This window comes from Enterobacter asburiae, from assembly GCF_008080435.1.
GTDB classification, from domain to species: domain Bacteria; phylum Pseudomonadota; class Gammaproteobacteria; order Enterobacterales; family Enterobacteriaceae; genus Enterobacter; species Enterobacter asburiae_C.
The window spans coordinates 399,936-413,840 of the sequence record NZ_VRKN01000003.1 but is presented as its reverse complement, the minus strand read 5'-3'; the positions used below and the strand labels follow the sequence as shown (position 1 = coordinate 413,840).

The 13,905-nt window shown below is 53.1% G+C and carries 16 protein-coding genes and 5 tRNA genes; 18 read left to right on the top strand and 3 right to left on the bottom strand.

The genetic code is table 11. From position 1 onward, the window contains the following. The first annotated feature begins 13 nt into the window (after window positions 1-13). The 17 genes from cydB to pnuC all read left to right on the top strand — a co-directional run bounded on the left by cydB (window position 14) and on the right by pnuC (window position 10,075). The gene (gene cydB / locus FU672_RS07875; protein WP_023334940.1) at window positions 14-1,153 is read left to right on the top strand and encodes a cytochrome d ubiquinol oxidase subunit II; all 1,140 of its coding nucleotides are present in this window, start codon (window positions 14-16) and stop codon (window positions 1,151-1,153) included. A gap of 14 nt (window positions 1,154-1,167) precedes the next feature. Beyond that, the gene (cydX, locus tag FU672_RS07870; RefSeq protein ID WP_003858598.1) at window positions 1,168-1,281 is read left to right on the top strand and encodes a cytochrome bd-I oxidase subunit CydX; all 114 of its coding nucleotides are present in this window, start codon (window positions 1,168-1,170) and stop codon (window positions 1,279-1,281) included. Further along, window positions 1,281-1,571, top strand: coding sequence for a cyd operon protein YbgE (gene ybgE, locus FU672_RS07865; RefSeq protein WP_010428735.1), 291 nt, complete (start codon window positions 1,281-1,283; stop codon window positions 1,569-1,571). Before cydX ends, ybgE begins: the two co-directional genes overlap by 1 nt. A 148-nt stretch (window positions 1,572-1,719) precedes the next feature. After that, on the top strand, window positions 1,720-2,124 hold the full coding sequence (gene ybgC / locus FU672_RS07860) for a tol-pal system-associated acyl-CoA thioesterase (RefSeq protein ID WP_148242819.1): 405 nt from the start codon (window positions 1,720-1,722) through the stop codon (window positions 2,122-2,124). Beyond that, window positions 2,121-2,813 (top strand): Tol-Pal system protein TolQ, encoded by a 693-nt coding sequence (tolQ, locus tag FU672_RS07855; protein ID WP_008501101.1) that lies wholly within the window; start codon window positions 2,121-2,123, stop codon window positions 2,811-2,813. The genes ybgC and tolQ overlap by 4 nt, the downstream gene beginning before the upstream one ends. Before the next feature lie 3 nt (window positions 2,814-2,816). Then, on the top strand, window positions 2,817-3,245 hold the full coding sequence (gene tolR / locus FU672_RS07850) for a colicin uptake protein TolR (protein WP_003858589.1): 429 nt from the start codon (window positions 2,817-2,819) through the stop codon (window positions 3,243-3,245). A 28-nt stretch (window positions 3,246-3,273) separates the two neighbouring features. Further along, window positions 3,274-4,575: a cell envelope integrity protein TolA gene (gene tolA, locus FU672_RS07845; RefSeq protein ID WP_148242818.1), complete on the top strand. Its 1,302-nt coding sequence runs from the start codon at window positions 3,274-3,276 to the stop codon at window positions 4,573-4,575. A 134-nt stretch (window positions 4,576-4,709) separates the two neighbouring features. Next, on the top strand, window positions 4,710-6,002 hold the full coding sequence (gene tolB, locus FU672_RS07840; protein ID WP_116343916.1) for a Tol-Pal system beta propeller repeat protein TolB: 1,293 nt from the start codon (window positions 4,710-4,712) through the stop codon (window positions 6,000-6,002). Between the two features lie 35 nt (window positions 6,003-6,037). After that, on the top strand, window positions 6,038-6,559 hold the full coding sequence (gene pal, locus FU672_RS07835) for a peptidoglycan-associated lipoprotein Pal (RefSeq protein WP_003858578.1): 522 nt from the start codon (window positions 6,038-6,040) through the stop codon (window positions 6,557-6,559). Window positions 6,560-6,568: 9 nt separating this feature from the next. Beyond that, entirely contained in the window at window positions 6,569-7,363 is a 795-nt protein-coding gene (gene cpoB / locus FU672_RS07830; RefSeq protein WP_148242817.1) for a cell division protein CpoB, read from the top strand. A 161-nt stretch (window positions 7,364-7,524) separates the two neighbouring features. Beyond that, window positions 7,525-7,600 (top strand) — tRNA-Lys (locus tag FU672_RS07825). A 126-nt stretch (window positions 7,601-7,726) separates the two neighbouring features. Next, window positions 7,727-7,802, top strand: a tRNA-Val gene (locus FU672_RS07820). A gap of 3 nt (window positions 7,803-7,805) precedes the next feature. Next, window positions 7,806-7,881, top strand: a tRNA-Lys gene (locus FU672_RS07815). Window positions 7,882-7,926: 45 nt separating this feature from the next. Then, window positions 7,927-8,002 (top strand) — tRNA-Lys (locus FU672_RS07810). A gap of 24 nt (window positions 8,003-8,026) precedes the next feature. Continuing rightward, window positions 8,027-8,102, top strand: a tRNA-Lys gene (locus FU672_RS07805). Between the two features lie 187 nt (window positions 8,103-8,289). Further along, a complete protein-coding gene (gene nadA, locus FU672_RS07800; protein WP_123922724.1) occupies window positions 8,290-9,333 on the top strand; it encodes a quinolinate synthase NadA in 1,044 nt (347 codons plus the stop codon). A 22-nt stretch (window positions 9,334-9,355) separates the two neighbouring features. Next, the gene (pnuC, locus tag FU672_RS07795; protein ID WP_148242816.1) at window positions 9,356-10,075 is read left to right on the top strand and encodes a nicotinamide riboside transporter PnuC; all 720 of its coding nucleotides are present in this window, start codon (window positions 9,356-9,358) and stop codon (window positions 10,073-10,075) included. Here pnuC and zitB read toward each other — a convergent pair. After that, a complete protein-coding gene (zitB, locus tag FU672_RS07790; RefSeq protein WP_148242815.1) occupies window positions 10,072-11,010 on the bottom strand; it encodes a CDF family zinc transporter ZitB in 939 nt (312 codons plus the stop codon). The genes pnuC and zitB overlap by 4 nt on opposite strands. A 106-nt stretch (window positions 11,011-11,116) precedes the next feature. Beyond that, window positions 11,117-11,497 carry a protein YbgS gene (locus FU672_RS07785; protein ID WP_148242923.1) on the bottom strand — a complete coding sequence of 127 codons (381 nt, stop codon included), beginning with the start codon at window positions 11,495-11,497 and terminating at the stop codon, window positions 11,117-11,119. Between the two features lie 304 nt (window positions 11,498-11,801). Between FU672_RS07785 and aroG the strand changes: the two genes are divergently transcribed. Then, window positions 11,802-12,854, top strand: a complete 1,053-nt coding sequence (aroG, locus tag FU672_RS07780) for a 3-deoxy-7-phosphoheptulonate synthase AroG (protein WP_148242814.1) — start codon at window positions 11,802-11,804, stop codon at window positions 12,852-12,854. A gap of 61 nt (window positions 12,855-12,915) precedes the next feature. Here aroG and gpmA read toward each other — a convergent pair whose 3' ends face one another. Continuing rightward, on the bottom strand, window positions 12,916-13,668 hold the full coding sequence (gene gpmA, locus FU672_RS07775) for a 2,3-diphosphoglycerate-dependent phosphoglycerate mutase (protein WP_023310804.1): 753 nt from the start codon (window positions 13,666-13,668) through the stop codon (window positions 12,916-12,918). Window positions 13,669-13,905: the final 237 nt, after the last annotated feature.

Sequence of the window (13,905 nt, the reverse complement as noted above, 5' to 3'; positions counted from 1 at the left end):
CAGGAGTCATCAAATGATCGATTATGAAGTATTGCGTTTTATCTGGTGGCTGTTGATCGGCGTTCTGCTGATCGGTTTCGCCGTCACGGATGGTTTCGACATGGGGGTGGGGATGCTCACCCGTTTCCTCGGTCGTAATGACACCGAGCGTCGAATCATGATCAACTCCATCGCCCCTCACTGGGACGGTAACCAGGTGTGGCTGATCACCGCAGGCGGCGCGCTGTTCGCTGCCTGGCCGATGGTCTACGCGGCTGCGTTCTCCGGCTTCTACGTGGCGATGATTCTGGTGCTGGCCTCTTTATTCTTCCGTCCGGTTGGTTTCGACTACCGTTCCAAGATTGAAGATACCCGCTGGCGCAACATGTGGGACTGGGGCATCTTCATCGGTAGCTTCGTTCCACCGCTGGTGATCGGCGTGGCGTTCGGTAACCTGCTGCAGGGCGTACCGTTCCACCTGGACGAATACATGCGTCTTTACTACACCGGTAACTTCTTCCAGCTGCTGAATCCGTTTGGTCTGCTGGCCGGCGTGGTGAGCGTGGCGATGATCATCACTCAGGGCGCAACCTATCTGCAGATGCGTACGGTTGGTGAACTGCACCTGCGTTCTCGCGCGACGGCTCAGGTCGCTGCGCTGGTCACGCTGGTCTGCTTCGCACTGGCCGGTGTGTGGGTGGTGTACGGCATTGATGGCTACGTGGTGACGTCTGCGATCAACCATACTGCGCCGTCTAACCCGCTGACCAAAGAAGTGGCGCGTCAGGCGGGCGCATGGCTGGTGAACTTTAACAATACCCCTGCGCTGTGGGCGATCCCGGCTCTGGGCGTGCTGTTACCGCTGCTGACCGTGTTGACGTCTCGTCTGGAGAAAGGTGCTCTGGCGTTCGTGTTCTCATCACTGACCCTGGCGTGCATCATCCTGACATCGGGTATTGCGATGTTCCCATTCGTCATGCCATCCAGCACCATGCTGAATGCTAGCCTGACCATGTGGGATGCAACGTCCAGCCATATGACGCTGAACCTGATGACGTATGTTGCTTGCGTGTTCGTTCCGATTGTTCTGGCTTACACCATCTGGTGTTACTGGAAAATGTTCGGTCGCATCACTAAAGAACATATCGAAAGCAACACCCACTCTATGTACTAAGTAAGGAGCTGAATATGTGGTATTTCGCATGGATTTTAGGGACGCTTCTTGCCTGTGCATTTGGTGTCATCACTGCCCTGGCGCTTGAGCACGTAGAAGCGACCAAAGCGGGTGAAGAAAAACACTAATGAACATTATCGCAACGTTATATGCGGTAATGGATAAGCGCCCGTTACGGGCGCTTTCTTTAGTGATGGCATTACTGCTGGCAGGTTGTATCTTCTGGGACCCTTCGCGCTTTGCAGCGAAAACCAGCGAGCTTGAAATCTGGCATGGCTTCCTCATTATGTGGGCGGTGTGCGCAGGTGTGATCCACGGCGTGGGCTTTCGTCCGAAAGCCGTTCACTGGCAGGGAATTTTTTGCCCGCTGATTGCCGATCTGGTGCTTCTCGCCGGTTTGATTTTCTTCTTCTTCTGAATAAGAAATGTCCGTTAACGTTATGGGCTTACCCGAGCCCATAAAAATTTACTCTCCGTTTACTTTCTCCCATTCCCAACCCTCTTTCCCGCGCGTATAGTAGCGAAGTTTAAAAGCATTAACTTTTGTTGCATTACCGGGATGTAAAGTGAATACAACGCTGTTTCGATGGCCGGTTCGTGTCTATTACGAAGATACCGATGCCGGTGGTATGGTTTACCACGCCAGCTACGTTGCTTTTTATGAACGGGCACGCACAGAGATGCTGCGCCATCATCACTTTAGTCAACAGGTGCTGTTGGCTGAGCGAGTTGCCTTCGTGGTTCGCAAGATGACGCTTGAGTATTTTGCGCCTGCCAGACTCGACGATATGCTCGAAGTCCAAACTGAAATTACATCAATGCGCGGGACCTCACTGGTTTTCACGCAGCGGATAGTCAATGCAGAGAACACCGTACTGAACTCAGCTGAAGTACTGATTGTCTGTGTTGATCCAACCATAATGAAGCCTCGTGCGCTTCCTAAGTCTATTGTCGCGGAGTTTAAGCAGTGACTGACATGAATATCCTTGATTTGTTCCTGAAGGCAAGCCTTCTGGTTAAACTTATCATGTTGATTTTGATTGGTTTTTCAATCGCATCCTGGGCCATCATCATCCAGAGAACGCGTATCCTCAATGCCGCTGGCCGTGAAGCTGAAGCATTTGAAGATAAGTTCTGGTCGGGTATTGAGCTTTCTCGTCTGTATCAGGAAAGCCAGGGACGCCGTGAAAACCTTACAGGCTCCGAGCAAATTTTTTATAGTGGTTTCAAAGAGTTTGCTCGTCTGCATCGTGCAAACAATCATGCGCCGGAAGCGGTGGTGGAAGGTGCCTCGCGTGCGATGCGCATCTCTATGAACCGTGAGCTGGAAAACCTTGAAACGCATATTCCTTTCCTTGGCACTGTCGGTTCTATCAGCCCGTATATCGGTCTGTTTGGTACCGTGTGGGGGATTATGCACGCCTTTATCGCGCTGGGCGCGGTGAAGCAGGCGACGTTGCAGATGGTTGCACCGGGTATCGCTGAAGCACTGATTGCGACCGCTATCGGTCTGTTTGCGGCAATTCCGGCGGTTATGGCTTACAACCGTCTGAACCAGCGCGTGAACAAACTGGAACTGAACTACGACAACTTTATGGAAGAGTTCACTGCGATTCTGCACCGTCAGGCGTTTACCAGCACCGAGAGCAACAAGGGGTAAACCATGGCCAGATCGCGTGGACGAGGTCGTCGCGAGCTCAAGTCCGAAATCAATATCGTTCCACTGCTGGACGTCCTGTTGGTACTGCTGCTGATCTTCATGGCGACAGCGCCAATCATTACCCAGAGCGTGGAAGTGGATCTGCCGGATGCGACAGAATCACAGGCGGTGAGCACCAATGACGATCCTCCGGTTATCATTGAGGTTTCCGGCGTGGGGCAATACAGCGTTGTGGTAGAAAAAGATCGAATGGATCAGCTGCCACCTGAGCAGGTTATTGCTGAAGCGCAGCGTCGCCTGGAGTCAAATCCGAAAACGGTCTTCTTAATCGGTGGCGCGAAAGACGTACCCTACGATGAAATTATTAAAGCGCTGAACTTGCTACATAGTGCGGGTGTTAAGTCAGTTGGCTTAATGACCCAACCTATTTGATCATCCGCGTAGTTTTTGGGAACCGATAGTGTCAAAGGCAACCGAACAGAACGACAAGCTTAAGCGAGCGATAATCGTCTCCGCAGTGCTGCACGTTATTCTCTTTGCAGCGCTGATCTGGAGTTCGTTCGACGAGCATATTGATGCATCAGCCGGCGGCGGTGGAGGGTCTTCCATTGACGCCGTGATGGTGGATCCCGGTGCGGTAGTACAGAACTATAATCGCGAACAACAGCAGAAGGCGAGTGCCAAACGGGCTGAAGAGCAGCGTGAAAAACAGTCGCAACAGCAGGCGGAAGAACTGCGTGAAAAGCAGGCCGCAGAGCAGGAGCGTCTGAAGCAGCTTGAGAAAGAACGTTTGCAGGCGCAGGAAGCCGCGAAAGAGCAGGCGGAACAGCAGAAACAAGCCGAAGAGGCCGCGAAGAAAGCACAGGAACAGCAAAAGCAGGCGGAAGAGGCGGCAGCAAAAGCCGCAGCGGACGCGAAAGCACAGGCTGATGCCCAGGCAAAATTAGCGGCAGAAGCGGCGAAGAAAGCCGCTGCCGATGCTCAGAAGAAAGCTGAAGCGGAAGCGGCGAAGAAAGCCGCTGCTGATGCTCAGAAGAAAGCTGAGGCGGAAGCCGCGAAGAAAGCCGCTGCTGATGCTCAGAAGAAAGCTGAAGCGGAAGCCGCGAAGAAAGCCGCTGCTGATGCTCAGAAGAAAGCTGAAGCCGAAACCGCGAAGAAAGCCGCTCAGGAAGCAGAGAAGAAAGCTGCTGCCGAGGCCGCGAAGAAAGCGGCTGCTGCTGAGAAAGCAGCAGCAGAAAAAGCAGCCGCTGCAGAAAAAGCCGCTGCTGACAAAAAAGCTGCAGCTGAGAAGGCCGCTGCCGATAAGAAAGCAGCAGCTGAAAAAGCCGCTGCGAAGAAGGCTGCCGCCGCTGAAAAAGCTGCCGCTGCCGCAGGGGTTGACGATCTGCTGGGCGATTTGAGTTCCGGTAAGAATGCACCGAAAACGGGCGGTGGGGCGAAAGGAAACAACGCAGCGCCGACGGGAAGTGGTAACACTAAGAGTAACGGTGCGACTGGGGCTGAAATCAACGGTTATGCCGCGCAGATTAAATCCGCTATTGAAAGCCGATTCTATGATGCGTCTTCCTATACCGGTAAAACGTGTACGTTGCGTATAAAACTGGCTCCGGACGGCATGCTGCTGGATATTAAGTCTGAAGGTGGCGACCCGGCTTTATGTACTGCGGCCCTGGCTGCAGCGCGTCAGGCGAAGATGCCTAAACCGCCGTCTCAGGCCGTTTACGAAGTCTTCAAAAATGCGCCGCTGGACTTCAAACCTTAAGTTACATTTTCCCCGTGCAAACGGGGAAAAATAGACCAGGTTTAGTCACAGGGTTCTGGTAGTTTTGTCTATTTGAGTTTGTTAACATTCTGCTAAATTATCGTGGGTAAGGTTACCCGGATAAGGGAGATATGATGAAGCAGGCATTACGTGTAGCATTTGGTTTTTTAATGCTGTGGGCAGCAGTACTGCACGCAGAAGTACGTATCGAGATCACCCAGGGGGTGGACTCGGCACGCCCAATCGGTGTTGTTCCGTTCCAGTGGGCCGGTCCTGGCGCTGCACCTGAAGATGCCGGTGGCATCGTGGCGGCTGACCTGCGTAACAGCGGTAAATTCAACCCGTTAGATCGTTCTCGCCTGCCTCAGCAGCCGGGTAGCGCGCAGGAAGTACAGCCTGCAGCATGGTCTGCACTGGGTATTGATGCCGTGGTTGTGGGTCAGGTTACGCCTAACCCGGACGGCTCTTACAACGTGGCCTGGCAGCTGGTGGATACCGGCGGTGCACCGGGTACCGTTCTGGCACAGAACTCTTACAAGGTCACTAAGCAGTACCTGCGCTACGCGGCACACGCTGCCAGCGATGCGGTATTTGAAAAACTGACCGGCATTAAAGGGGCGTTCCGTACCCGTATTGCTTATGTGGTGCAGACCAACGGTGGTCAGTTCCCGTATGAGCTGCGCGTATCTGACTACGACGGCTATAACCAGTTCCTGGTGAAACGTTCTTCACAGCCGTTGATGTCTCCAGCCTGGTCTCCGGACGGTTCTAAACTGGCCTATGTCACCTTCGAAAGCGGCCGTTCAGCGCTGGTTATCCAGACGCTGGCAAACGGTGCTGTTCGTCAGGTGGCGTCTTTCCCACGTCACAACGGTGCGCCTTCCTTCTCTCCGGACGGGTCTAAACTGGCCTTTGCGCTGTCAAAAACCGGTAGCCTGAACCTGTACGTGATGGACATTGGCTCTGGCCAGATCCGTCAGGTGACCGACGGTCGCAGCAACAACACCGAACCTTCATGGTTCCCGGACAGTCAAAACCTGGCGTTTACCTCTGACCAGGCTGGCCGTCCACAAATCTATAAAGTCAACATCAACGGCGGTGCTCCGCAGCGTATTACCTGGGAAGGTTCGCAGAACCAGAACGCAGACGTGAGCAGCGACGGTAAATTTATGGTAATGGTGAGCTCCAACGGTGGGCAGCAGCACATTGCCAAACAAGATCTGGTAGCGGGTGGCGTTCAAGTTCTGTCGTCAACGTTCCTGGATGAAACGCCAAGTCTGGCACCTAACGGCACGATGGTAATCTACAGCTCTTCTCAGGGGATGGGATCTGTGCTGAATCTGGTTTCTACAGATGGGCGTTTCAAAGCGCGTATTCCGGCAACTGATGGACAGGTAAAATCACCTGCCTGGTCGCCGTATCTGTAAATAATAATTAATTGATTACTAAAGGAATCATAGAAATGCAACTGAACAAAGTGCTGAAGGGGCTGATGATCGCTCTGCCTGTAATGGCAATCGCAGCGTGTTCTTCTAACAAGAACGCCAGCAATGACCAGAGCGGCGAAGGCATGATGGGTGCCGGCACCGGTATGGACGCGAACGGCAATGGCAACATGTCTTCTGAAGAGCAAGCGCGTCTTCAGATGCAGCAGCTGCAGCAGAACAACATCGTTTACTTCGATCTGGATAAATACGACATTCGTTCTGACTTCGCTGCGATGCTGGATGCGCACGCAAACTTCCTGCGTAGCAACCCATCTTACAAAGTCACCGTAGAAGGTCACGCGGACGAACGTGGTACTCCAGAGTACAACATCTCCCTGGGTGAACGTCGTGCTAACGCTGTTAAAATGTACCTGCAGGGTAAAGGCGTTTCTGCTGACCAGATCTCCATCGTTTCTTACGGTAAAGAAAAACCTGCAGTACTGGGTCACGACGAAGCGGCTTACTCCAAAAACCGTCGTGCCGTACTGGTTTACTAAGAGAATTGCATGAGCAGTAACTTCAGACATCATCTGTTGAGTCTGTCGTTACTGGTTGGAATAGCGGCCCCCTGGGCCGCTTTTGCTCAGGCACCAATCAGTAGTGTCGGCTCAGGCTCGGTAGAAGACCGGGTCACTCAACTCGAGCGTATTTCTAACGCTCACAGCCAGCTTTTAACCCAACTCCAGCAACAACTTTCCGATAACCAAAACGATATTGACTCTCTCCGCGGCCAGATTCAGGAAAGCCAGTATCAGTTGAACCAGGTTGTGGAACGTCAGAAGCAGATTTTGCTGCAGATGGATAGCCTGAGCAGCGGTGGTGCAGCAGCACAAGCACAGCAAGCCGCGGGCGATCAGAGCGGTGCGGCGACATCAGCTCCGGCTGCGGATGCTTCTGCTTCAACAGGTGCGCCTGTACAGAGCGGTGACGCGAATACAGATTACAACGCGGCCATTGCCCTGGTGCAGGATCAATCTCGTCAGGATGAGGCGCTTGCTGCGTTTCAGAGCTTTGTTAAGAAATACCCTGATTCCACTTATCAGCCAAATGCGAATTACTGGCTCGGTCAGCTGAATTACAACAAGGGTAAAAAGGACGATGCGGCGTTTTATTTTGCCTCCGTGGTAAAAAATTACCCGAAATCGCCAAAAGCGCCTGATGCGATGTACAAAGTGGGCGTCATCATGCAGGACAAAGGCGACACTGCGAAAGCCAAAGCGGTTTATCAGCAGGTGGTCTCTAAATTCCCGGGTACCGAAGGTGCTAAGCAGGCGCAAAAACGTCTGAATTCGATGGGATGATTATCGCATGACCAGAAATCGCGTTATTTCTGGTCGTGCAGCATGATTCGTAAGCAGTTAAGTGATCTTCATCGAAATTTTTGTTGCGCTGAATTCTTAAATCAGTAATATATGCCGCCGTTGCCACGGGATATCAAACAACGTGAAAACAGCGTAAAAGTGGGTCGTTAGCTCAGTTGGTAGAGCAGTTGACTTTTAATCAATTGGTCGCAGGTTCGAATCCTGCACGACCCACCACTAAGTCAGGTGGAAGTAGTAGTAAAACGTGAAGGATAACGTTGCGTCAGCAACGGCCCGTAGGGCGAGGCGAAGCCGAGTCATCCTGCACGACCCACCACTTAACGCATACCGGCAGTACAGAGTGGGTGATTAGCTCAGTTGGTAGAGCATCTCCTTTACACGGAGGGGGTCGGCGGTTCGAGCCCGTCATCACCCACCACTCGGGTCGTTAGCTCAGTTGGTAGAGCAGTTGACTTTTAATCAATTGGTCGCAGGTTCGAATCCTGCACGACCCACCACTTAAAAGTGGTACCGAGTAAAATCTTCGAAGTCAGCACCCGAACGGGTCGTTAGCTCAGTTGGTAGAGCAGTTGACTTTTAATCAATTGGTCGCAGGTTCGAATCCTGCACGACCCACCACTTCGAAGAAATAAATCCCGCAAGGGGTCGTTAGCTCAGTTGGTAGAGCAGTTGACTTTTAATCAATTGGTCGCAGGTTCGAATCCTGCACGACCCACCAGTGTAGAAAGGCGCCCTAAAGGCGCCTTTTTGCTATCTGCCTACAAATGCTATCCGCACCTATTTCCGGTGACTTTTCCTCTCATATTCGCTATCTTGTTTAGTATACAAAACACAATTGCCACGCGTTTTGCTATGTCATGCAAAAGAAAGGCAATATTGTTAAGCCAGTAAAACGAGAAGCCATAATGAGTGTGATGTTTGATCCTGAAGCCGCAATCTATCCGTTTCCGCCAAAACCTGTCCCGCTGAGCCAGGATGAAAAGCAATTCTATCGCGAGAAGATCAAACGTCTTCTCAAAGAACGAGATGCGGTGATGGTGGCCCATTACTACACCGACCCGGAAATTCAGCAACTGGCGGAAGAGACCGGAGGCTGTATTTCTGACTCACTGGAGATGGCACGCTTCGGTGCAAGACATCCCGCTTCCACGCTGCTGGTCGCTGGCGTGCGTTTTATGGGTGAAACGGCAAAAATTCTCAGCCCTGAAAAAACCATTCTGATGCCGACGCTCAATGCGGAATGTTCGCTGGATCTGGGCTGCCCGATTGACGAATTCACGGCCTTCTGTGACGCTCATCCTGACCGGACCGTGGTGGTCTACGCCAACACCTCTGCGGCGGTAAAAGCGCGGGCAGACTGGGTTGTCACCTCCAGCATCGCCGTTGAGCTGATTGAACATCTGGATAGCCTGGGTGAGAAAATTATCTGGGCACCTGACCGTCATCTTGGAAATTATGTCCAGAAGCAGACGGGGGCTGACGTTCTCTGCTGGCAGGGCGCCTGCATTGTGCATGACGAATTCAAAACCCAGGCGCTGGCGCGCATGAAGGCACTTTATCCTGACGCCGCTATTCTTGTTCACCCTGAATCACCGCAGTCGATAGTCGACATGGCGGATGCTGTGGGCTCAACCAGCCAGCTTATCAACGCGGCCAGGACGTTACCTAACAAGCAGCTCATCGTGGCGACCGATCGCGGTATCTTCTATAAGATGCAGCAGGCCGTGCCGGAGAAAGAGCTCCTTGAAGCGCCAACTGCGGGTGAGGGCGCAACGTGTCGCAGCTGTGCGCATTGCCCGTGGATGGCGATGAACGGCCTGAAGGCCATTGCCGAAGGGCTCGAGACAGGCGGTGCAGCGCATGAAATCCATGTGGATGCCGCCCTGCGTGAAGGTGCGTTAATTCCGCTTAACCGCATGCTGGATTTTGCGGCTACACTACGTACTTAATTCAAAACGCCACGGGGAAAAGATGGATTTTTTTAGCACGCAGAACATTCTGGTTCATATACCGATTGGTGCAGGTGGCTATGACCTGTCATGGATTGAGGCCGTTGGCACGCTGGCGGGATTACTCTGTATCTGGCTGGCAAGCCTGGAGAAAATCAGCAATTATGCGTTCGGGCTGATTAACGTTACGCTGTTTGCGATTATCTTCTTCCAGATCCAACTGTACGCCAGCCTGCTTTTGCAGCTGTTCTTCTTCGCCGCCAATATTTACGGCTGGTACGCGTGGTCACGTCAGAACAGCCAGCAGGAGGCTGAGCTTCAAATCCGCTGGCTTCCCTTGCCGAAAGCCATCGCCTGGTTTGTTGCCTGCGTGGTTGCCATTGGTTTTATGACCGCCTATATCAACCCGGTGTTTGCGTTCCTGACCCGCGTTGCCGTTTCGGTCATGTCAGGTTTCGGCCTGAACGTGACGATGCCAGTGCTCCAGCCGGATGCCTTCCCGTTCTGGGATTCCTGCATGATGGTGCTGTCGATTGCGGCGATGATCCTGATGACCCGTAAATACGTTGAGAACTGGCTGCTTTGGGTCATCATCAATGTGATTAGCGTGGCGATCTTCGCCCTGCAGGGCGTCTATGCGATGTCGCTGGAATATCTGCTGCTGACCTTCATCGCGCTGAACGGCAGCCGGATGTGGATTAACAGCGCGCGTGAGCGAGGTTCTCACGCGCTTTCCAGCTAGTGGTGGTGATGATCTGAATGTCCGGACTGCGCCTCGTTCAGGTAGCAGTCCGGCCCGTTACAGGGCTGATACTCCATCTGGATGGTGGCATGGCCAATTTCGTAGTGATGTTCAAGAAAGTGCTGGATGCGTTCAAGCAGCGCATCGTGGTCGTGAGGCGGGATCACCTGGACGTGCAGCGTCATGACCGGTTTTTCCCCCACCAGCCAGACGTGCACATGATGAACATTGCGTACTTCCGGGACTGAACGGCGCAGGTTGCGCTTCAGTTCGTCAATATCCATCGATGCCGGTGCCCCTTCAAGCAGTTCATTCACGCTCTCCTTCAGTAGCCGCCAGGCGCTGCGCAAGACCAGACATGACACCAGCACGGACAGAATTGGATCGACAGGCGTCCAGCCGGTGTAGAGAATCACCAGCGCGGCGACAATCGCCCCGACTGAACCGAGCAAATCACCCAGAACATGCAGAGCTGCAGCGCGTACGTTGAGGTTCTTTTCCCCGCTGCCGCGGTGCAAAATCCAGAAGGCCAGGATATTCGCCAGCAGCCCTGCCACGGCAATCACCATCATTGTTGCCCCGGCGATCGGCTGCGGGTGTCTGAAGCGCTGTACGGCCTCCCAGACGATAAGAACGGTAATGACTACCAGCGCAATGGCGTTAACAAACGCAGCAAGGGTTGTCAGCCTCAGCCAGCCGAAGGTATGGCGCGCATTCGGAGGACGACGCGCAAACTGCACCGCCAGCAGAGCGAAGAGCAGCGCTGCGGCATCGGTCAGCATATGTCCGGCATCAGCCAGAAGTGCCAGAGAGCCGGAAACCAGGCCGCCAATGACCTCGATAACCATAAACGTTGCCGTAACGCCAAAGGCCAGCAGAAGTCGCTTCGCGTTGTCGTTGCCGGGAGAGTGTGAGTGGGAATGGGAGTGCGCCATGTCTGCTTTCCTGATGTGTTATTGTTTTTAGTGTAGCGTTTTTAATAGGTTACTCCAAAAAGAAAGGAGAGCCAGAGCTCTCCTTTTTCTTCCCGATCACCACCCATTATTGGGTGGTGCCATCGGTTTTGGTATTCGCGTCGTTTCCTACTTTGTCATTAGGATCGGGGCATTTGCCGTCCTTACACATCGAGTTCTTATGAATCTCATCTGAACTCATATTGTCATGGTTCATGGTGCCGGAACCGCTGCTGTTGGGATGCAGCATCGTGCCGCCGGTGTTGGTGTTGCCGGTATTGATCTGGCTGTTGTCGACATTATTCGGGGCGATATTCTGTTTCGCATCAGGGGCGGGCTGGCCTGCTGCTGCAGCCGCATTCGCATCCCCGTTGCTGTCTGATGTGCCCGTTTCCGCGGCGAGGACGCTGCCGCTGGCCAGAGTGAGTGTGGCGGTCAGGAAGAGGGTTGCCAGTTTTGTCATTTTCATCATGGTGCTCCTGTTCTTGTCGTTACGCTGGATAACATTCTCCAACAGTGCATCTTTTTCAGAGGCGAAAGATTCCGCCTTACGGACTTGCGTCAGTAGGGAATCGCGTTTAAGCGTGTAAAATTGGTTGTTACAGTTAAAAAGCTTAGGTTAGATCTCATTTTTCGCTATTTTGTGGCGATTTTTAGGCGAATTCCAGGAATTATCTGCGTGAAGTGTAAAACCGTGTTTACACTTTCTGGTCGACAAGATAGATTGAAAGGATTGCTTTCATTACTAAAGATATGGCAGAGCTGGAAAGAAAATGAATTATCAGAACGACGATTTACGCATTAAAGAGATCAATGAGTTATTACCTCCCGTAGCGCTCCTTGAGAAATTCCCCGCCACTGAAAATGCCGCAAACACGGTGTCTCATGCTCGTAAAGCGATCCATAAGATCCTCAAAGGTAATGACGATCGTCTTCTGGTGGTGATTGGCCCGTGCTCCATTCACGATCCTGCAGCTGCGAAAGAGTACGCCGCACGGCTGCTCACCCTGCGTGAAGCGCTGAAAGGCGAACTGGAAATCGTGATGCGCGTTTACTTCGAAAAACCGCGTACCACCGTGGGCTGGAAAGGGCTGATTAACGATCCACACATGGATAACAGCTTCCAGATCAACGACGGCCTGCGCATTGCCCGCAAGCTGCTGCTGGAAATCAACGACAGCGGCCTGCCTGCGGCCGGTGAGTTCCTGGATATGATTACGCCACAATACCTCGCTGACCTGATGAGCTGGGGCGCAATTGGCGCGCGCACCACTGAATCTCAGGTGCACCGCGAGCTGGCGTCCGGTCTCTCTTGCCCGGTGGGTTTCAAAAACGGCACTGATGGCACGATGAAGGTAGCTATTGATGCCATCAACGCAGCGGGCGCGCCGCACTGCTTCCTGTCGGTGACCAAATGGGGCCATTCCGCCATCGTTAACACCAGCGGTAACGGTGACTGTCATATCATTCTGCGCGGCGGCAAAGAGCCAAACTACAGTGCAAAACACGTGGCAGAAGTGAAGGTCGGGCTGGAAAAAGCCGGGCTGCCACCGCAGGTGATGATCGATTTCAGCCATGCCAACTCCAGCAAGCAGTTTAAAAAGCAGATGGAAGTAGGGGCAGACGTCTGCCAGCAGATTGCCGGCGGTGAGAAGGCGGTGATTGGGGTGATGATCGAAAGCCATCTGGTTGAAGGTAACCAGAACCTGGAAGGCAGCGAACCGCTGGTGTATGGCAAAAGCGTCACCGATGCCTGTATTGGCTGGGACGATACCGATACCATCCTGCGTCAGCTGGCGAATGCGGTAAAAGCGCGTCGCGGCTGAGTGCCTCAGGCACAAATAAAAAAGCGCGGAAGGCTCCGCGCTTTTTTTTGTCTGGCGAAAATTACTTCGCTTTACCCTGGTTTGCGACAGCCGCTGCTTTCGCCGCGATCTCTTCTGCGTTACCCAGGTAGTAGTGTTTGATTGGCTTGAAGTTTTCGTCGAACTCATACACCAGCGGTACGCCAGTTGGGATGTTCAGTTCGAGGATTTCGTCTTCACCCATGTTGTCCAGGTATTTCACCAGCGCACGCAGGGAGTTACCGTGAGCCGCGATGATCACGCGCTCGCCGCTTTTCAGGCGTGGCAGAATGGTTTCGTTCCAGTAAGGCACAACGCGGTCGATGGTCAGCGCCAGGCTCTCGGTGGTTGGCAGCTCAGCGTCGGTCAGCTTCGCGTAACGCGGGTCGTGGCCCGGGTAGCGCTCGTCATCTTTGGTCAGCTCTGGTGGGGTGATTGCGAAGCCGCGACGCCACTGTTTAACCTGCTCGTCGCCATATTTCTCAGCGGTTTCCGCTTTGTTCAGGCCCTGCAGCGCACCGTAGTGACGTTCGTTCAGTTTCCATGACTTCTCAACCGGCAGCCAGGCCTGATCCAGTTCGTCCAGCACGTTCCACAGGGTGTGGATGGCACGTTTCAGCACAGAGGTGTAAGCAAAATCAAAGCTGAAGCCTTCTTCCTTCAGCAGTTTACCTGCTGCTTTTGCTTCGCTTACGCCTTTCTCAGACAGATCAACGTCGTACCAACCGGTAAAGCGGTTTTCGTTGTTCCACTGGCTTTCGCCGTGACGCACCAGAACCAGCTTAGTAATAGCCATCTCTTACTCCTCAAGCATTTTTAGAATGATAACAATTCTCATTATATTGCCGTGGCCATGCCACCAGCAACGCTTAACCCTAACCATAGCGAAAATAGCCTCTGAGTGTAAGATGCTTGTGAATCCAGGGTTATGATTTTGTCTGCGATCGGCGCTATTTTCAGCAAAGCGCGCAGAAAAAAGCCCTCGTTGTGAGGGCTGGCGTTTTTTGCCGGATGGCGCTTCGCTTATCCGGCA